This window comes from Streptosporangium sp. NPDC000396, from assembly GCF_042898655.1.
Classification (GTDB): Bacteria; Actinomycetota; Actinomycetes; order Streptosporangiales; family Streptosporangiaceae; genus Streptosporangium.
Window position 1 is genome coordinate 37,178 of sequence record NZ_JBIAZA010000033.1, and the last position, 18,180, is coordinate 55,357.

At 70.4% G+C, this 18,180-nt stretch carries 15 protein-coding genes; 10 read left to right on the forward strand and 5 right to left on the reverse strand.

What is annotated here, in order from left to right:
• Positions 1 to 47: 47 nt before the first annotated feature.
• The 3 genes from ACFY2X_RS38100 to ACFY2X_RS38110 form a co-directional block, all read right to left on the reverse strand.
• Positions 48 to 860, reverse strand: coding sequence for a glutamate ABC transporter substrate-binding protein (locus ACFY2X_RS38100; protein ID WP_389947937.1), 813 nt, complete (start codon positions 858 to 860; stop codon positions 48 to 50).
• Between the two features lie 41 nt (positions 861 to 901).
• A complete protein-coding gene (locus ACFY2X_RS38105) occupies positions 902 to 1,657 on the reverse strand; it encodes an amino acid ABC transporter ATP-binding protein (protein ID WP_389947938.1) in 756 nt (251 codons plus the stop codon).
• 100 nt (positions 1,658 to 1,757) lie between these two features.
• Positions 1,758 to 2,171: a Uma2 family endonuclease gene (locus ACFY2X_RS38110; protein WP_389947939.1), complete on the reverse strand. Its 414-nt coding sequence runs from the start codon at positions 2,169 to 2,171 to the stop codon at positions 1,758 to 1,760.
• A 104-nt stretch (positions 2,172 to 2,275) separates the two neighbouring features.
• On the opposite strand from ACFY2X_RS38110, the gene miaB reads away from it, so the two are divergent.
• The 5 genes from miaB (at position 2,276) to ACFY2X_RS38135 (ending at position 7,440) form a co-directional block, all read left to right on the forward strand.
• Entirely contained in the window at positions 2,276 to 3,865 is a 1,590-nt protein-coding gene (gene miaB / locus ACFY2X_RS38115) for a tRNA (N6-isopentenyl adenosine(37)-C2)-methylthiotransferase MiaB (RefSeq protein ID WP_389947940.1), read from the forward strand.
• Between the two features lie 71 nt (positions 3,866 to 3,936).
• Positions 3,937 to 4,629, forward strand: a complete 693-nt coding sequence (locus ACFY2X_RS38120) for a class III extradiol dioxygenase subunit B-like domain-containing protein (protein ID WP_389947941.1) — start codon at positions 3,937 to 3,939, stop codon at positions 4,627 to 4,629.
• Between the two features lie 128 nt (positions 4,630 to 4,757).
• Complete coding sequence (locus ACFY2X_RS38125; RefSeq protein WP_389947942.1) at positions 4,758 to 5,375, forward strand: transcriptional regulator; 618 nt, start codon at positions 4,758 to 4,760, stop codon at positions 5,373 to 5,375.
• Positions 5,372 to 6,505, forward strand: a complete 1,134-nt coding sequence (locus ACFY2X_RS38130) for an aminotransferase class I/II-fold pyridoxal phosphate-dependent enzyme (protein WP_389947943.1) — start codon at positions 5,372 to 5,374, stop codon at positions 6,503 to 6,505. The genes ACFY2X_RS38125 and ACFY2X_RS38130 overlap by 4 nt, the downstream gene beginning before the upstream one ends.
• The gene (locus ACFY2X_RS38135) at positions 6,502 to 7,440 is read left to right on the forward strand and encodes an ornithine cyclodeaminase family protein (RefSeq protein WP_389947944.1); all 939 of its coding nucleotides are present in this window, start codon (positions 6,502 to 6,504) and stop codon (positions 7,438 to 7,440) included. Before ACFY2X_RS38130 ends, ACFY2X_RS38135 begins: the two co-directional genes overlap by 4 nt.
• 56 nt (positions 7,441 to 7,496) lie before the next feature.
• Here the strand turns inward: ACFY2X_RS38135 and ACFY2X_RS38140 are convergent, their stop codons facing one another.
• Positions 7,497 to 8,456, reverse strand: a complete 960-nt coding sequence (locus ACFY2X_RS38140) for a ribonuclease Z (RefSeq protein WP_389947945.1) — start codon at positions 8,454 to 8,456, stop codon at positions 7,497 to 7,499.
• Between the two features lie 19 nt (positions 8,457 to 8,475).
• Here ACFY2X_RS38140 and ACFY2X_RS38145 point away from each other — a divergent pair, with 19 nt between their 5' ends.
• Positions 8,476 to 8,994 (forward strand): methylated-DNA--[protein]-cysteine S-methyltransferase, encoded by a 519-nt coding sequence (locus ACFY2X_RS38145; RefSeq protein WP_389947946.1) that lies wholly within the window; start codon positions 8,476 to 8,478, stop codon positions 8,992 to 8,994.
• Between the two features lie 171 nt (positions 8,995 to 9,165).
• Positions 9,166 to 13,536 carry an HAD-IC family P-type ATPase gene (locus tag ACFY2X_RS38150; RefSeq protein ID WP_389947947.1) on the forward strand — a complete coding sequence of 1,457 codons (4,371 nt, stop codon included), beginning with the start codon at positions 9,166 to 9,168 and terminating at the stop codon, positions 13,534 to 13,536.
• 50 nt (positions 13,537 to 13,586) lie between these two features.
• Here the strand turns inward: ACFY2X_RS38150 and ACFY2X_RS38155 are convergent, their stop codons facing one another.
• Positions 13,587 to 13,901: an antitoxin gene (locus ACFY2X_RS38155; protein ID WP_389947948.1), complete on the reverse strand. Its 315-nt coding sequence runs from the start codon at positions 13,899 to 13,901 to the stop codon at positions 13,587 to 13,589.
• Positions 13,902 to 13,976: 75 nt separating this feature from the next.
• Here ACFY2X_RS38155 and miaA point away from each other — a divergent pair, with 75 nt between their 5' ends.
• From miaA to ACFY2X_RS38170, 3 genes are all read left to right on the forward strand, one after another.
• Complete coding sequence (miaA, locus tag ACFY2X_RS38160) at positions 13,977 to 14,882, forward strand: tRNA (adenosine(37)-N6)-dimethylallyltransferase MiaA (RefSeq protein WP_389947949.1); 906 nt, start codon at positions 13,977 to 13,979, stop codon at positions 14,880 to 14,882.
• Between the two features lie 45 nt (positions 14,883 to 14,927).
• Positions 14,928 to 15,734, forward strand: coding sequence for a diaminopimelate epimerase (dapF, locus tag ACFY2X_RS38165; protein ID WP_389947950.1), 807 nt, complete (start codon positions 14,928 to 14,930; stop codon positions 15,732 to 15,734).
• Positions 15,735 to 15,825: 91 nt separating this feature from the next.
• Positions 15,826 to 18,102 (forward strand): tetratricopeptide repeat protein, encoded by a 2,277-nt coding sequence (locus ACFY2X_RS38170; protein ID WP_389947951.1) that lies wholly within the window; start codon positions 15,826 to 15,828, stop codon positions 18,100 to 18,102.
• Positions 18,103 to 18,180: the final 78 nt, after the last annotated feature.

An 18,180-nucleotide genomic window follows, 5' to 3' on the forward strand; every position in this document is an offset into this window, starting at 1 on the left:
TGGCCGTCGGCCGGGGCGTGCGCACGCCCCGGCCGACTTGTGGCCGATCAGTAACGCTCGACGGCCGGCGGGTTCGCGAAGAACTTGCCGAACTCACCGAAGTTGGCGTCGACGGCCTTCTTCCAGCTGCCGTCCTTGAACATCTTCTCGACGGCCGCGTTGATCTTCTCGCGGGTGTCCTTGTCGTCCAGCTTCACGCCGATGCCGTACTTCTCCTCGGAGAAGGTCTTGCCGACGAGGCGGAACTTGCCGGGCGACTGGGTGGCGAACCCGGCCAGGATCGTCGCGTCCGTGGAGATGGCGTCGACCTGCTTGTTCTCCAGCAGCGGCAGGCAGGCGCCGTAGCCCTGCTGCTCGGTGAGGTACTGGGACTTCCAGGCGTCGCCGAACTTCTCGACCAGGCGCTTGGGCGAGGCGGAGCCCTGGGCGCCGCAGACCTTCTTCGTCTTCAGGTCGTCGACGCTGTTGATCGACGTGTCGTCCGCGCGGGTCAGGATGTCCTGGCCGGTGACGAGGTACGGCCCGGCGAAGCCGACCTTCTTCTTACGGTCGTCGGTGATCGAGTAGGTCGCGATCACGATGTTGACCTGGCCCTGCTGGATGAACGACTCACGGTTGGCCGAAATGGCCTCCTTGAACTCGACCTTGTCGTCCGTGTAGCCAAGCTCCTTGGCGACGTACCTCGCGACGTCGACGTCGAAACCCTTGAACGAGCCGTCGGGCTGCTTCTGTCCGAGGCCGGGCTGGTCGATCTTGATGCCCACCACGAACTTGTCGCTGCCACCGCCGCTGCACGCGGTCAGGCTGGCCGCCGCGGCCGCCGCCGCGATCACTACGGCTCCAATACGACGTACACGCATCCTGCTACCTCTTCTTCTTTCCTTAAAGGGGGAGTGAGCCGTCAGTGCGTAAGGATCTTGGAAAGGAAGTCCTTAGCCCGGTCGGTCCGGGGGGTGGTGAAGAACTCGTCGGGAGTGTTCTCTTCGACGATCTGGCCCTCGGCCATGAACACCACCCGGTGTGCCGCGCGGCGGGCGAAGCCCATCTCGTGGGTGACGACCATCATCGTCATGCCCTCGCCGGCAAGTCCGATCATGACGTCGAGCACCTCCTGGACCATCTCGGGGTCCAGCGCGGAGGTCGGCTCATCGAACAGGATCATCTTGGGGTCCATGGCCAGTGCGCGGGCGATGGCCACGCGCTGCTGCTGGCCTCCCGAGAGCTGTGCGGGATACTTCGACGCCTGGGCGCCGATCCCGACCCGTTCCAGCAACTCCATGCCGCGCCGCTCGGCCTCCGCCTTGGCGACACCGCGGACCTTGACCGGTCCGAGCGTGACATTCTCCAAGATCGTCTTGTGCGCGAACAGGTTGAAGGACTGGAACACCATGCCGACCTCGGACCTGAGTTTGGCCAGGGTCTTGCCTTCCGCCGCGAGCGGCTTCCCGTCAAACGTGATCGTTCCGTCGTCTATCGTCTCCAGCCGGTTGATCGTCCGGCACAGGGTCGACTTGCCGCCACCCGAAGGGCCGATGACGACGACGACCTCACCACGAGAGATCGTCAGATTGATGTCGCGCAGGACGTGCAGGCTGCCGAAATGCTTGTTGACATCCGTAAGCACGACCAGAGGAGTCGCGTCCCCGTTCTCCGTCATGAAGCACAACGTAAAGCTGTAAAGGGCACCTCGGGCTAACCCTGCGGTACCGATCAGATCACGGCAAGGTCATGATGGGTAAAATTTTATTCCGCTTACGTTAAATGCGGCCCAGGGCGGCCGGGTCAAGCCTCAGCTTGAAGGGTTCTGTCAAGTCGGCGGTCATCCCCGCGCTGACTCGGTGGACGAGCTGATACTCGCCGTTCTCGTCAAGCGTGTAGGTGAAGACGACCGGCAGCGCGTCGTTGCCCTGGCCGCGGAACGGTCTCATCTCAATGCGCCAGAAGTGGGGGATGCCCGCCGCGGCATACTTCGCAGGCTTGATGATCCGGTCTGTCGAGGCGGTGGACGCGAGGGTGATTTCCGCGACGACGTGGACCTGCTTTGGGTCGCCGACCTCGGCGCCGCCTTCTTGTGTGGCTTCCTGGCTTTCGCCGGCGACTTCGAGGTCTGCGCGAGCATCGCCGTCGCGCCGCCGGTGACATCTCGTCCCTGCGCGGCTTTGGAGCCCCACCTTAACGACGCCTTTCGCTGAGCGTGATGGTTTCATTACTCGTCGTACGGCCGGCGTGAGCCGTACATCGGGGGCCGACGGAGCGCCTACCCTTGTCTATTGAGATGACTGTCACCGTGGAGAGCGCCCGCACGTACGAGGTTCGTACCTACGGGTGCCAGATGAACGTGCACGACTCCGAGCGCCTGTCGGGCCTTCTCGAGGAGGCGGGATACGTCCCGGTGTCCGAGGGGGAGACGGCCGACGTGGTCGTGTTCAACACCTGTGCCGTGCGGGAGAACGCCGACAACCGGCTCTATGGCAACCTCGGCCATCTGCGTCCCTCGAAGGTGAGCAACCCGGGCATGCAGATCGCGGTGGGCGGCTGCCTGGCGCAGAAGGACCAGGGGGAGATCGTCCGCAGGGCGCCCTGGGTGGACGTGGTGTTCGGCACCCACAACATCGGCTCGCTGCCGGTGCTGCTGGAGCGGGCGCGCATCCAGCAGGAGGCCCAGGTCGAGATCAAGGAGTCCCTGGAGACCTTCCCGAGCACGCTGCCGACCAAGCGGGAGTCCGCCTACGCCGCGTGGGTGTCGATCTCGGTCGGCTGCAACAACACCTGCACGTTCTGCATCGTGCCGTCGCTGCGGGGCAAGGAGAAGGACCGCCGTCCCGGTGACATCCTCAACGAGGTGCGGACGCTGGTGGGCCAGGGAGTGCTGGAGATCACCCTCCTGGGCCAGAACGTCAACACCTACGGTGTGGAGTTCGGCGACCGGCTCGCCTTCGGCAAGCTGCTGCGGGCCTGCGGCGACATCGACGGGCTGGAGCGGGTCCGCTTCACCAGCCCGCACCCGGCGGCCTTCACCGACGACGTCATCGCGGCCATGGCGGAGACGCCCAACGTGATGCACCAGCTCCACATGCCGCTGCAGTCGGGCTCCGACCGGATCCTCAAGGCGATGCGCCGCTCCTACCGGGCCGAGCGCTACCTGGGCATCATCGAGCGGGTCCGCGCGGCCATGCCCGACGCCGCCATCTCCACCGACATCATCGTGGGCTTCCCCGGCGAGACCGAGGAAGACTTCCAGGCCACGCTCGACGTGGTGCGCGAGTCGCGGTTCGCCAACGCCTTCACGTTCCAATACTCCATCCGCCCCGGCACGCCCGCCGCCACCATGGAGGACCAGATTCCCAAGGAGGTCGTGCAGGAGCGCTACGAGCGGCTCGTCGCCCTGCAGAACGAGATCTCCTGGGAGGAGAACCGCAAGCAGGTCGGCCGGACGCTCGAGGTGCTGGTGGCCGAGGGCGAGGGCCGCAAGGACGAGGCGACCCACCGCATGTCCGGCCGTGCCCCCGACAACCGGTTGGTGCACTTCACGCCGAGCTCGCGAGGTGGGAACGACGGGCGCAGTACGCCGAGCTCGCGAGACGGGAACGACGGGCACGGCACGCCGAGCTCCGGCGGGAACGGTTCGGAGGTCCCGCGTCCCGGTGACATGGTCACCGTCGAGGTCACCTATGCGGCACCGCATCACCTGGTGGCCGACGGGCCCGTGCTGGAGCTCCGCCGCACCCGCGCGGGTGACGCCTGGGAGGCGAGGCAGGCCACTCCGGCGTCCGCGACCTCCGGGGTCATGCTGGGCATGCCCTCGATCGGCCGTCCGGCCCCGACACCCCAGAAGGAGTCCTCGGGCTGCTCCACCTGCCCCTGAGCGGTAGCAGGGGCAGCCTCGATCTCGATCTCGATCGCGCTCCGGGCGGGGCACTCCGTTAGTCTGGCGAGGTGCTTGCCGCCGTGGCCGTGTGCCCGCATCCTCCGCTTCTGGTCCCCGAGCTGGCCGGTGCCGCGGCCTCGGAGCTCGATGAGCTCCGGGCGGCCTGCGCCACCGCGATAGGCGTCCTGCGGGACGCCGAGCCCGACGTGGTCGTGGTGGTCGGCGGTGCCGACCGGGCGGGAACCTACGGCGCGGACGCCGCTGGAAGCCTGGCCCCCTGGGGTGTCGACGTCCGGGCCGGCACCGGAGAGCCCGTCCTGCCGCTCTCCCTGACCGTCGGACGCTGGCTGCTGGACAGGGAGGGCCTGGCCGCGTCGGAATTCCACGCCGTGCCGTTCGACGCCTCTCCGGAGGCGTGCGCGGCACTCGGCGGCAGGCTGGCGGGCGCCCCGGATCGGGTGGCGATGCTCGTCATGGCCGACGGCTCCGCCTGCCTCACCGAGAAGTCCCCGGGATACCTGCATCCTCGCGCCGAGCCGTACAACGCCGCGATCGTCCGCGCCCTCGGCCGTGCCGCGGTCATGGAGCTCGACCCTCGCGAAGCCGCCGAGCTGTGGGTCGCCGGCCGTGCCGCGCTCCAGGTCCTCGCGGGAGCGAGGAGTTCCTCCGGTGGGGAAGACCTCGCCGGGGAGGTCCTCTATGACGACGCCCCCTATGGTGTCGGCTACTTCGTCGTCGGCTGGACGGAGAGGTCCCGGTAGAAAACCGGGCCTGCCATCGGGTCGTAAGCCCAGGTCATGAGCCGGGAGTGAGTTCACCGCCGTCCCTCCTCAGGTCGGGCATGCGGATCGCCTGGACATAAAGTCCAGAATGGACATAGTGTCTAAGCGTGAACGACCTGAGAGTGGCGCAGTGGTCACCTGTCTGCGCCGCGATCGCCGCTCTGCTCGCTCCGCACGCCGAAGTCGTCTTGCACGACCCGGAACGGGACGAGGTGCTGGCGATCTGGAATCCGATGTCCGCGCGGAAGCCCGGTGACCCCTCGCTGCTCGGCGAACTCGACCGGCTGAGCCCGTCTCCGTCAGGCGTGTACGGGCCCTACGAGAAGATGCTCGCCGACGGCCGGCGGCTGTCCTCGGTGAGCGCGGTCGTCGCCGACGCAGAGGGGCGCCCGTCAGCCGTGCTCTGCATCAACGTCGACCGGACCCCGCTGGACCAGGCCGCCGCCCTGCTCTCCGCTTTCGCCGCTCCGGTCACCGAGCGGCCGGAGGCCTTGTTCGAGCGCGACTGGACCGAACTGGTGGCCGAGACCGTGGGCGCCTTCGTCCGCGAGCGGCAGCGCCCGCTGGAACAGCTCACCAGGGAGGACCGACTCGCCGTGCTGGCCGAGCTCGACCGGCTCGGCGTGTTCGGCGTACGGCGGGCCGTGCCGGTGGTGGCCAGGGCCCTGAGGGTGTCCCGTTCGACCGTTTACACCTTGCTCTCCGACCTCAGGAGCACACCATGACCACCCTGCCCGATTTCAGGCTGGAGACTTATTTCTCCCGATGGGAGTTCACCGCCCGTCACCATCTCACCGCCTCGGACGCGGAGACCATGTCGATGGCCGAGTTGCTCGCACTCGCCGACCGGGAGGATCGCCGGGCCTGGGCGGACCTGCGGCTGGGCTACACCCAGACGTTCGGCGACCCGGGGCTGCGGGAGGCGATCGCGGCGACCTACACCGGCGTCCAGCCCGAGGACGTGCTGTGCTTCGCCGGCGCGGAGGAGGGGATCTACCTGGCGATGCGCGTCCTGCTCGGCCCCGGTGACCACGCCGTCGTGGTCACGCCGAACTATCAGGCGGCCGAGACGGTCCCGCTGTCGCTGTGCGAGGTCACCGGGGTGGCGCTCGACGCCGAGCGGGATTTCGCCCTCGACGTCGAGAAGATCGAGGCGGCGCTGCGGCCCAACACGCGGGTGGTCTCGGTGAACTTCCCCAACAACCCGACGGGGAAGCTGATCCCGGCGGCCGACTTCCGCCGCCTGGTGGAGCTGTGCGACGCGCGGGGAATCCACCTGTTCAGCGACGAGGTCTACCGCGGGCTGGAGCTCGACCCCGCGCGCACCCTGCCGCAGGCCGCGGACCTTTCTCGCAACGCGCTGTCGCTGAACGTCGTGTCCAAGGCCTATGGCCTGGCCGGACTGCGGGTCGGATGGATCGCCTGCCGCGACCGTGAGCTGCTGAGCCGGCTGGAACGTGCCAAGCACTACACCTCCATCTGCAACGCGGCACCGAGCGAGATCCTGGCCAGGATCGCGGTGAAGTCGCGAGAGACGATCTTCGCCCGCAACCGTGGAGTGATCGCCGCCAACCTGCCGATCTTCGAGACGTTCTTCGCCGAGTTCGCCGGCCTCTTCGAGTGGTCGGCCCCCGAGGGCGGCTGCGTCTGCTTTCCCCGCTACCTGGGCCCCGGCTCCGTGGAGACGTTCTGCGAGACCCTGGTCAAGGAGGCCGGTGTGCTGCTGCTGCCCGCGAGCATCTACCGCTCCGAGCTCACCGACGTCCCCGCCGACCGGTTCCGCATCGGCGTGGGCCGTCACGGAGCGCAGGACGCGCTCGACGCCTTCGCCACGTGGCTGCGAGCCCGCCGATGAGGCTGTTCTCCCTGGAAGAGATCACTCAGGCCGCCCGGCCCGCGCTGGTCCTCACCGCGGTGCGCGACGCCCTGATCGCCCATGCCGAAGGCCGTACGGCCGTGCCGCCGCCCATGCACCTGGAGTTCCCCGGCGCCGACGGCGACTGCCACGTCAAGGCCGGGTGGATCTCCGGCGCCTCGGCTTTCGCCGTGAAGATCGCAACGGGCTTCTATCGCAACGGAGCCCGAGGTCTGCCCGCCAACAACGGCCTCATCTGTGTGGTCAGCGCCGAGACCGGCCAGATCACCGCGCTGCTCGACGATCGCGGCTGGTTGACCGCCTGGCGCACCGCCGCCGCCGGTGCCCTGATCACCCATGCGATGGCGCCGCCCGAGGCGAGGACGCTCGGGGTGTTCGGCACCGGGCTCCAGGCCCGGCTCCAGGCACAGTGGCTGAGGCTGCTCCGCCCGATCGACGAGGTTCTCGTGTCGGGCCGCCGTACCCAGGAGACCGCCAGGCTGTGCGGTGAGCTGGGACCGTCCGCCCGTCCCGCCCCGCCCGACCACACCGCACGCGTGCCGATCGTCATCACCGCCACCGCCGCGACCGCCCCGCTCTTTCCCGCCGCCGTGGTCGCGCCGGGCGCCCACGTCACCGGCATCGGCGCCGACATGCCCCACAAGAACGAGCTTCCTGCGGGCCTGTTCGCCCGCGCCGCCGCGATCGCTGTCGACGACCACTCCCAGTGTCTCGACCACGGCGATCTCGGACACGCGGTCCGTGCCGGCGTCGTGCCCGAGACAGCCGGTGTGGCCGTGGGTGCCATCCTGCGTGACGGGTTCGCCAGACGTCCCGGGGACATCACGGTGGCGGACCTCACCGGCGTCGGCGCCGCCGACGCCGCTCTCGCCGCGGAGATCCAGCGGATCCTGACGCCTTCCTCCACGGCGTAGCCGTGTTCGCGGCGGAGGCCGTCGCCGATCCCGCGCGGGCCGGCCGCCGGGTGGTCCTACGGTGCCGGCTGTCCGGTCTTCGGCCGGACGGAGTGATCCCGGTGGGGGACCGGGACGCGCATCAGGTCGTGGGCGAGGACGATGTCGCCGTCGAAAGCCTGGCGTGCCTCGTCGAGGAAACGGGGTTCGTCGTCGGCGCCGTAGCGTTCGGAGATGTGGGTCAGGACCAGCTTGCGGGCTCCGGAGTCGGCCGCGACCCGGCCCGCCTGGGCGGCGGTCAGATGGCCGTACCGCGTGGCCATCGTCAGCTCCGAGGACAGGAACGTCGACTCGATCACCAGCAGGTCCACTCCCGCGGCGAGGGCGAAAACACCGTCGCACAGCCGGGTGTCCATGATGAACGCGGCGCTCTGGCCGGGGCGAGGTTCACTGCAGTCTTCCAGGCGGACGGTGGATCCGTCGGGGACGGTCACCACGCCGTCACGCTGGAGCCGGCTGATCATCGGGCCCTGGATTCCCCGTTCCCGGAGGAGCTCGGGGAGCATCCGGCGGCCGTCCGGCTCGTCGAGGCGGTAGCCGTAGGACGGGACGGGGTGGGAGAGCGGGCGGGCGGTGAGGGTCACCGGGCCCGCCTCGAAGGTCGTGAGCTCGCCGGAGACGGGACGTTCGAAGATCGTGTTGGTGTCGGTGAAGACGGCGGCGTGGCGCAGGCGCCGCCAGTAGGTCTCGCCGACGGCCGGGTAGGCGGCCTGGACGGGGTGCGTCACGCCGTCCCTGGCGATGCGCTGGACGACTCCGGGAACGCCCAGGCAGTGGTCGCCGTGGAAGTGGGTGACGCAGATCCAGGTGATGTCGTGGGAGCTGACGCCCGCGTGGAGCATCTGGCGCTGGGTGCCTTCACCGGGGTCGAACAGGAAGCCCTGACCGTCCCATCGCAGGAGATATCCGTTGTGGTTACGGTGGCGGGTAGGGACCGCGCTTGAGGTGCCGAGGATGACGAGTTCGCGGAGGGACACAGCCCACATGATAGGAACCGTGGCGTTCGGGAGTGTTCCGACACCGCTGGGGGAGATGCTTGTCGCCGTCACGGAGGACGGTGTGGCGGGTGTCGGCTGGAGCCACCGGAGCGACGGGCTCAAGGCCCGCCTGCTGGAGAGCCTCCAGCTGGACGAGGTGGACGACCCCGCGCGGACGGCCGTCGTGCTCGACGAGCTCGCCGGTTACTACGCGGGCAGGCTGCGGGTCTTCAGCGTCCCGGTCGACTGGCGGCTGACCTCGTCCGTGCAGCGCAAGGTGCTCGGCACGCTGTACGAAACGGTCCCCTACGGCAAGGCCGTGACCTACGGTGAGCTGGCCGCCCGCAGCCAGACGGGCGTTCCCGCGCGGGCGATCGGATCGATCATGGGTGCCAATCCGATCCCCATCATCGTCCCGTGCCATCGGGTGGTCGCCGGGAACGGGCTGGGCGGGTTCAGCGGGGGATACGGCGTGGAGTCCAAGCGGTGGCTGCTCACCCTGGAGGGATATCTGCAGCCGATGCTCGACTGGGACTGATCCCGTCCCGGACGCGTGGGACCGGACGCGCGGGGTCGGGCGCGCGGGTCCGGGCGTGCGGGGCCGGACGCTTGGACGCGAGAGCGTCTCCCCGGTTAACCATGAAAGGCGATATATCACTAAAAGGCGTAATTATTGCCTGATGGGTACAGAGCCGACATGGTGTTTGGTTTGTCCCTTTCAGGTCTGGCTCGGCTGCCGGGACAGGATCTCGTCGCGGCACCGGTCAGATGGACCGCGGGCGCGGTCGGCAGGATGTCGGAGGTGCCGCGATGGGCGGCCTCCACGCTGGCCGACCTGGCCGGCGTGCGTCGTTTGACATGGACGTATCCCGGCCGGATCCACCTCGAACTCCGATGCCCGATCCGGGAGGAGTACTGCGAGGCGCTTGAGTCGGCGCTGTGCGCGCATCCTTCCGTGCGATGGGCCCGGGTCAACGTTCCGCTCGGTCGAGCGGTCGTCGCCGTGGAAGGGCCGCCGCCGGCCGTCGAGGACCTCGGCGCGATCCTCGACGAGGCGGAACGGGCCCTCATAGAGAAGGAACCGGCGGTCACGGAGGGCACGCCCGGCGGCAGGCCCCCCGCCGCCCTCCTCTTCGCCGCCGACGCGGCCGGTCTCGGGGTGACCGCCGTGGAGTGGCTGCTCCACCGGGCTCCGCTGCCCCCGGGAGCCGCCGGCCTCGCGGGTTACCTGACCGCGGTTCCCCAGCTGCGGCGAGTGATCGACAAGTCGATCCCCGCGTGCCGGTCGTGGATGCCGCTGGTGAACACCACCGTCCAGACCCTCACCCCGGGAGGGACCGGCCTGGCCATCGACATGGTGCAGCGGCTGCTGCAGATGCGCCAGGCACGGCTGCGGGACATCGTGTGGGTGCGGAAGGAACACGAGCTGACCGGCACCCCCGAACGCGCCGAAGCCCACCTGCGGGCACCCGCGCGATCCACGCCACTGCCCGAGGGCCCGATCGAGCGGCACGCCGAGCAGGTCCTCTCGGCCAGCGCGGTCGGCAGCCTCGCCGGAGGGCTGCTGACCGGAGACATGCACCGCGGCCTTGAGGTCGCCCTCGCCGGCCTGCCCAAGGCGTCATCGGCCGGACGAGAGGCCTTCGCCGCCGAGCTGGGCGCGTTGCTGGCCCAACACGGCGTGATCGTCACCGACCCCGAGGTGCTGAGCCGCCTGGACCGGGTCGACACGGTGGTGCTGGACGGCGAAGCGCTGATCTCGAAGCATGTGATGATCGGTGAAGTGGCCCCCGCCCGATACGCGGATCACGAAGAGGTCGCCGTCCGGGTCCACGGCCTGTTCGACCCGGCCGCGCCGGAAGAGGTCCGCAGGGACGGGAACTGGGCGCTCGGTCCCTACGAGGACCTGCCCCGGACGGGGTGGGCGGGCAAGAAGCACCGCGACCGTTTCCGGAACGGCTCTGCCGTGCACGTGCTGGCCCTGACCCACGGCGAACGGCTCCACGCCGTCGTCGAGGTCGTCCCCCGGCAGGCCCCCGAGGCGCACGCCCTGACCGTGTCCGCGCGCCGCGCCGGGCTGCGGCTGGTCGTCGCGGGCGATCGACTCGATCCGGCGGGCAAGCCCGACGATCACCTGGCGGGTGGCGAGAACCTCGCGGCGTCGATACGCCAGCTACAGCGGGACGGATCCGTCGTGATGCTGCTGTCGGGCGACCGGAAGGCACTGGCGGCCGCCGACTGCGGGATCGGCGTGACCGGTCCCGACGGCCTGCCGCCGTGGGGCGCTCACCTGCTCGTGGGCGACGACCTGGCAACGGCGGCCCTGATCGTCGAGTCGGCGGGCGCGGCCCGCCGGGTCAGCGAGCGCGGCGTGACGCTCGCCAAGGCGGGCACCGGCGTGGCCGCGATCTACGGGCTGACCGGGCGGCCGGACCGGGCGACCGGGCAGGTGCTGTCCGCGGTGAACGGCGTCGCCGCGCTCTCACTGCTGCAGGGCACCTGGCAGGCCCACCAGAGCATGCGGCAGACGACCGCCCCGGCGCTGCCCACGACGCCCTGGCACGCCATGCCGGGCGACCGGGTGCTCGCCGCACTGGAGACCCGCAGGACCGGGCTCACCGCGGCGGAGGCGGAGCGGCGCCGCGGGCTCCGCGCGAAGGCGCCGTCGGCGCCCTGGACGCTGGCACGCGCCGTCGGCACCGAGCTCGCCAACCCGTTCACCCCGGTGCTGGCGGCCGGCGCGGCCGGCTCGGCGGTCCTCGGCTCCATGGTCGACGCCTCACTCGTCCTCGGCGTCATGGGCCTGTCCGCGCTGGTGGGCGGGGTGCAGCGGACGGCCACCGCCAGGACGCTGTCGGAGCTGTCCGCCCTGACCAGGGTGTGCGCCCGCGTGCTACGCGACGGCGAGGAACGCGAGGTGGAGGCGGCGGAGCTGGTTCCCGGGGACATCGTCGTGCTCGACACCGGGCAGGTGGTTCCCGCCGACTGCCGCATCCTGGAGGCAGACAGCCTGGAAACGGATGAGTCATCCCTGACCGGCGAGTCCCTGCCCGTGGCCAAGGGCAGCGGGCCGGTGCTCGCGCAGCATGTCGCCGAACGCCGCTCCATGCTGTACGAGGGGACGATGATCGCCGCCGGCAGCGCCACAGCGGTCGTGGTGGCCGTGGGGGAGGCCACCGAGGTCGGGCGCGCGATGGCCGCCGCCGCGGAGACCGGGCGCATGAGCGGTGTCGAGGAGCGGCTCGCCGCCATCACCCGGGCGACCACCCCGATCGCGGTCGGATCGGCCGCCGGAGTGACCCTGTCCGGCTTCGTCCGCGGAAGGCAGCTGAGGGAAGCCCTGGGCGAGGGCGTCAGCCTGGCCGTGGCCTCGGTCCCCGAAGGCCTGCCGCTGCTGGTCAGCGCGGCCCAGCTCGCCGCCACCCGGCGGCTCGCCACCCGCGGCGTCCATGTCCGCAACCCGGGGACCATCGAAGCGCTCGGGCGGGTCGAGGTGCTGTGCTTCGACAAGACAGGAACGCTGACGGAAGGGCAGATCCGGCTGGCACGGGTCAGCGACACCCGCCGGGAGCGGGACGTGGGCGAGCTCGACGACAGCCTGCGGAAGGTGATCGCCGTGGCCCTGCGCGCCACACCGCACTCCGGCAACGGCGCATACAGCCACATCACCGACCAGGCCGTCGCCGAGGGCGCGGCCGGTCTCGGGGTTTCGCGCCAGACCGGGGCCGACGGGTGGGAGGAGGTCACCGCCCTCCTCTTCGAGTCCTCCCGCGGCTACCACGCCACGCTCGGACGCCGCGGCGCGGACCGGCTCCTCAGCGTCAAGGGCGCGCCGGAGACCATGCTGCCGAGATGCACCGGGCTCGACGATCGGAGCCGGCGCGCGGTCGAAGCCCGCATCGAGCACCTCGCCTCCTCGGGGCACCGGGTCCTCGCCGTCGCCGAACGGCGTGTGGACACCGACCGGCTCGACGACGACGCCGTCGGAGATCTCACCTTCACCGGCCTGCTCGGCCTCGCCGACGTCGTGCGCGACACCGCCGTATCCGCGGTGGCGGCCCTGCGGAACGCGGGTGTCCAGATCGTCATAGTCACCGGGGACCACCCCGGTACGGCCGGCGCCATCGCCGCCCACGTGACCGACGACACCGACCTTCGTGTCCTGACCGGCAACGACATCGACGACATGGACGACGCCGAACTGGACAGGACGCTTCCCTCGGTGGACGTGGTCGCCCGCTGCACCCCCACCCACAAGGTCAGGGTCATCCAGTCCTTCCAGCGGCTCGGCAAGGTCGTCGCCATGGCCGGCGACGGCTCCAACGACGCGGCCGGAATCCGGCTCGCCGACATCGGGATCGCCCTGGGCTCCGGCGCCACCCCGGCCGCCCAGACCGCGGCCGACCTCGTCGTGGCCGACGAGAGCCTGGAGACCATCATCTCGACGCTGGTCGAGGGGCGGGCCATGTGGGCCTCGGTGCGGGAGGCGCTGGCCATCCTCGTCGGCGGCAACCTCGGTGAGATCGGTTTCACCCTCGCCGTGTCGCTCGCCACGGGCCGCTCTCCGCTGTCGGCGAGGCAACTGCTGCTGGTGAACATGCTCACCGACCTCGCTCCGGCGCTGGCCATCGCCGTACGGGCGCCCTCGGAGGACACGGCGGCGGCACTGCTCGACGAGGGGCCCGAGTCCTCCCTCGGAGTGGCCCTCACCCACGACATCGTGCAACGGGCGATCTTCACCGCTCTCGGCGCGGGAGCCGGCTGGACGCTCGCCAGGCTGACCGGACCCCAGTCGCGTGCCCGTACCGTCGGGCTGGTCGCCCTGGTCGGGACCCAGCTCGCCCAGACACTCCTCGCGGGTGAGCGAAGCCGTCCGATCCTGCTCAGCTCGCTGGGCTCCGCGGCGCTGCTGGCCGCCATCGTCCAGATTCCGGGAATCAGTCACTTCTTCGGATGCGTGCCGTTGGACCCCATCGCGTGGGGCATCGCGATCGCCGCGGTCATCGCCGCCGTGCTCGCCGAGCAGATCCTTCCTCTCGACCGCATGGGCCTGCGGAGCGAGCCTCCTCCGGCCTCCTAGGGTTTCACGGGTTTTCCCGGCACGCTCCCCGGTCAGACTGATCAGATATGTCAGATATGAGGCGTTCCGGGCTGGCCGGGATCCGGAGGCGCGCCGGGCCGGCGGTGCTTGGGAGACGTGCCGGTCTGGCCGGGAGCCGCGGGCCTGCCAGGCTGGCCGGGGGTCGTGGGCGTGCCGGTCTGGTCGTCGATCTTCTCGGCCATCTCACGCGCCTTGTCCGCCGCGGTGTCGATGTACTGGTCGTACTTGCCGCGGGTCTTCTCCTTGGCGATCTGCTCTGCCTTGTCGATGCCCTGTTTGGTCAGCTCCTCGACCTTGTCGCTGTGCTGACTCAGCAGGCTCTTGACCTTGTCGAAGATTGACATCGGCGAATCCCCCGATTCCGATGAGGTGAAGCCTCGTATCCCATGCATACCCAGCGACTTGACACACTTATCCCCGTGCGCCAGCTACCAGTCATCGCCGTCGTCGGGCCTACGGCGGCCGGAAAGTCCGATCTCGCCGTGGACCTCGCCCTCGAACTGGGGGGTGAGGTCATCAACACCGACTCCATGCAGCTTTACCGGGGGATGGACATCGGGACGGCCAAGCTCTCCCTCGCGGAACGACGCGGTGTCCCGCATCACCTGCTCGACATCTGGGAGGTGACCACGACCGCGAGCGTGGCCGAGTACCAGGCGCTGGTCCGGCCGCTCATCGACGACCTGCGGGCGAAGGGGGTCGTGCCGATCCTGGTGGGCGGGTCCGGGCTCTACGTGCGGGCCGCGCTCGACGACCTGCGGTTTCCCGGCACCGATCCGCGGATCCGCGCCCGGCTGGAGGCGGAGCTTGAGCGCACGGGTCCGGCCCCGCTGTACGAGCGGCTCCGCGAACTCGATCCGAAGGCCGCCGAGGCGATCCTTCCCGGAAACGGCCGCAGGATCGTCCGCGCGCTGGAGGTCATCGAGTTCTCCGGGCAGCCGTTCTCGGCCACGATGCCGTCGTACGACGCCGTCTACGACAGCGTGCAGCTGGGTGTGGAGGTGCCCAGGGACGTGCTGGACGAGCGGGTCGCCGCGCGGGTGAAACACATGTGGGAGGCCGGGCTGGTGGAGGAGGTCAGGCGACTCGCCGCGCGAGGGCTCGCCGAGGGTCGTACGGCCAGCCGAGCCCTCGGTTACGCCCAGGTGCTGCGGTTCCTCGACGGCGAGTGGACCGAGGAACAGGCCATGGAGGAGACGATCCGCGCGACGCGCAGGTTCGTCCGCCGCCAGGAGTCGTGGTTCCGCCGCGACCCCCGGGTGATCTGGCTTCCCCAGCAGGCCCCGGATCTTCTTGACCAGGCGCTCATGAGGGTGCGCGGCTGATCGCGGGAGGCGAGAGCCTCCGGGGGCACGGCCTAGAGTTGGGACATGAGATTCGTCAAGGGACACGGCACTGAAAACGACTTCGTGATCCTCCCCGATCCCGACGGTGAGCTGGAGCTGTCCGCGGCGTTCGTGGCGGCGGTGTGCGATCGGCGCGCCGGGATCGGCGGCGACGGCGTGCTGCGCGTGACACCGACGAAGCTCAGCCCGGAGGTCGCCGATCAGGCCGGCGAGGCCGAGTGGTTCATGGACTACCGCAACGCCGACGGCGGCATCGCCGAGATGTGCGGCAACGGGGTGCGGGTCTTCGCCCGCTACCTGGTCGACGCGGGGCTGGCCGGCGCGGGTGAGTTCGGCGTCGCCACCCGGGCAGGAGTCAGGCGCGTACGGCTGGCGGAGACCGGTGACGTGACCGTGGACATGGGCCCGGCCCGGGTGCTGGGCCGCAGCCGCACGAGCGTGGCGGGCCGCGAGTACGAAGGCCTCCACATCGACATGGGCAACCCCCATCTGGCCTGCGTCATCGGCGATCCGGTCGCCCAGCTCGACCTGAGCCACCAGCCCGCGTTCGACCCGCAGACGTTCCCGGCCGGGGTGAACATCGAGCTGCTCAACCCGGTGGGCCCGCGCCGGGTCGTGATGCGGGTCTTCGAGCGAGGCTCGGGCGAGACCCGGTCCTGCGGCACCGGCTCGGTCGCCTCGGCCGTGGCGGCCGCACACCTGGCGGGGGAGTCCACCGGCACCTGGGAAGTCCAGGTTCTGGGCGGCATCGTCACGGTCACCCTCGACGAGCACACCAGCCACCTCTCGGGTCCCGCGGTCCTGATCGCCTCGGGAGAGCTCACTCTCTGAGGGCACGCGGGCGATCCGGCCGTCCCACTCGGCCGGGCGCGACAGCCGAGTCGTTTGGGGCATGCCCTCCAACCTGGCAGACTGACGTCCCATGGACGTGGACATCTGGGCCTGGGTCGGCGACACCCAGCGGCAACTGCACGAAGCTGGGAACACCGGCCTGGCCATGGCGATCGGCGACGTGCCCGCGCAGGCGCTGGAGGGCCGATACTCGCAGCTCGACGTGCTCGCGCCGGCCATCGCGCAGCAGGCTGAGAACCTGGAGCTGCCCTGGCTCGAGTTCTACGCCCGTTACTGGCACCTGATCGGCCGCATCGGCGACCGGGCGCAGGGAGCGGTCGCCATAGCCGACGCCGAGACGCTGGTGGAGTTCGCCAAGCGCGAAGACACCCGTGACTGCCCGGCGACTCCCGGCGCGGTCATCGCGTTGGCGGTCGTTCAGGCGAACACCGACGGACCCGGCTACGCATCTGAGCGGCTCGCGGCTCTGGCCGCGGTCGACGTCGAGCCTGACTCGCTGGCCTTCGCCGCCGTCGCCGAGCAGTACGTCTCGGCTCTGGCGGACGCCGGACGCCTCGACGAGGCGATCGCTCACGCCGAGTCCGCCGTGGCGAAGCTGGGCGAGGCCGGCCGTGAGTCGAGCTGGGAGCTTGCGGCGGCTTCGGCCCGCGCGCTTCTGGCCGCCGGACGCGCGGCGGACGCGCTCGCCGCGCTCGACGCCGCGACGGGATTCAAGCCCGACGACCCGGTGGCCAAGCCGCACCGCGAGGGTGTGCTGCGCGCGCTCGTGCTCGCCACCCTGGACCGGGTCCAGGAGGCCGTTGACGCGCTGCCCGACCTCGACGTGGTCGGCGACCACCCGCGTGACTGGGTCGAGTGGGCGCACGCCATCCGCAAGCTCGCCGGATCCGCGCAGATCACCAACACCTGGCAGCTCGGCCGGGTGCTCAAGCAGTGGATCGACTACTTCGCGATGATGGGCGGCTACCGCGCCCGGGTCGAGCTCGCGCTCGTCGCCGGTGACCTGGCCGTCGCCCGGCAGGGTGTCTGGCAGGCCCGGATGCTGGCCGACCTCGCCGAGTCCGCAGCCGGTGAGCTGAGGAACCCCGGTGACGTCGCCGAGCGGATCGCCGCGCTGCGCGCCGCCGCAGACCAGGCCACCGAGGTCCCGGCTCCCGGGCCTCAGGACGAGCTGGTCGCCTACTTCGACGCCGCCGACGGCTTCAACGCCGACCCCGAGCGCTGGGTGGGCTGGCTGCTCCCGCTGTCCGGGCAGAACCTGGAGGCCACCCGGAGGCACACCACCACGCTGGGCTTCCTCGGTTACCCGGCCACGGGTGCCGACATCTACTGGACCATGCTGGTCGAATCCGGCGCCGTCGAGACGGCCGACCCGGAGGACATCTCCTACCTCACCGGCCTGCTGATCGAGGCCCGCCAGGACGAGCGCCTGGAGCAGATGGCGGAGCGGCTTCCCGCCGCCCAGCGCCACCTGGCCCTGGGACGCCTGCACCTCGCGCGGGAGCGCTGGGAGCAGGCCGCGGCCGAGGGCGAGGCGGCGGTCGCCGCCGGTGCGGGCATCGAGGCGAACCGTCTGTGGGCCACCGCCGTACAGCAGGCCGACGACAACGCCAAGGGCGCCGCGGTTCTGCGCGAGGTCCTCGACTCCGACGAGATCAAGCCGGAGGACGTCTGGCGGATGATCACCATGGCGACGGCCGCCGAAGACTGGGAGACCGTCCGCGCGGGCGCCGCCAAGATCGGCATGCCGCTGCAGTCCACCGAGGGGCCGATCGAGGAGGAGATGGGCCTGGTGCGCATCATCCTTCCCGCTCCCGACGGCAGCCAGCGCGCGGTCATCAGCCTGCGCACCGGTCCCGCGACGGCCCGCCTGGCCATTCCGCAGCCGCCCGGCATGGACTACAACGCCGGCGACCTGGTCGTCTTCGACCCGCAGCTGCTGGAACCGCTTCCCGAGAAGCCGGAGGAGCAGGAGAACTTCATCCCGCCGTTCGCCGCGGTCAGCATGCTCCGTCCGGGTGGTTACACCAGCTGGTTCTTCGACGGCGCGGCTCCCAGCGAGGCCGACTGGACCGAGTTCAACGAGGTGCTGGCCGAGCGTGGCTGGCCGATGTGGGTCTACAGCGACGAGAACTACACCGTGGCCCACCCGACCTCGGGTGAGCGGCTGCAGGGTGTGTTCGGCTGGATCGCGGTCCCGCCGGGCGTCACCCCGGTCGAGGTGGACGCGCTGCTCGACGACGCCACCGAGCGCTGGGTGCACCCGCTGGCCTGGCTCGACCTGGCCAAGTCCATCGATGTCGAGGTGGAGCGGCACGAGCGCATCGTCAAGGAGTACGGCCTGTAGGCCGTGTCCACCAGGCCGCGAGCCTGCCGCGAACGGCCTCGTGACCCGTGAGGCGCACCGCCCGTGAGGAACCTTCTC

What these genes read in the sequence shown, in the direction of transcription:
- dapF (WP_389947950.1), top strand. Translation starts at nt 14,928, where the DNA reads ATGAGATTCGTCAAGGGACACGGCACTGAAAACGACTTCGTGATCCTC.
- ACFY2X_RS38130 (WP_389947943.1), top strand. Translation starts at nt 5,372, where the DNA reads ATGACCACCCTGCCCGATTTCAGGCTGGAGACTTATTTCTCCCGATGG.
- miaB (WP_389947940.1), top strand. Translation starts at nt 2,276, where the DNA reads ATGACTGTCACCGTGGAGAGCGCCCGCACGTACGAGGTTCGTACCTAC.
- ACFY2X_RS38100 (WP_389947937.1), bottom strand. Translation starts at nt 860, where the DNA reads ATGCGTGTACGTCGTATTGGAGCCGTAGTGATCGCGGCGGCGGCCGCG.
- ACFY2X_RS38105 (WP_389947938.1), bottom strand. Translation starts at nt 1,657, where the DNA reads ATGACGGAGAACGGGGACGCGACTCCTCTGGTCGTGCTTACGGATGTC.
- ACFY2X_RS38155 (WP_389947948.1), bottom strand. Translation starts at nt 13,901, where the DNA reads ATGTCAATCTTCGACAAGGTCAAGAGCCTGCTGAGTCAGCACAGCGAC.
- ACFY2X_RS38170 (WP_389947951.1), top strand. Translation starts at nt 15,826, where the DNA reads ATGGACGTGGACATCTGGGCCTGGGTCGGCGACACCCAGCGGCAACTG.
- ACFY2X_RS38135 (WP_389947944.1), top strand. Translation starts at nt 6,502, where the DNA reads ATGAGGCTGTTCTCCCTGGAAGAGATCACTCAGGCCGCCCGGCCCGCG.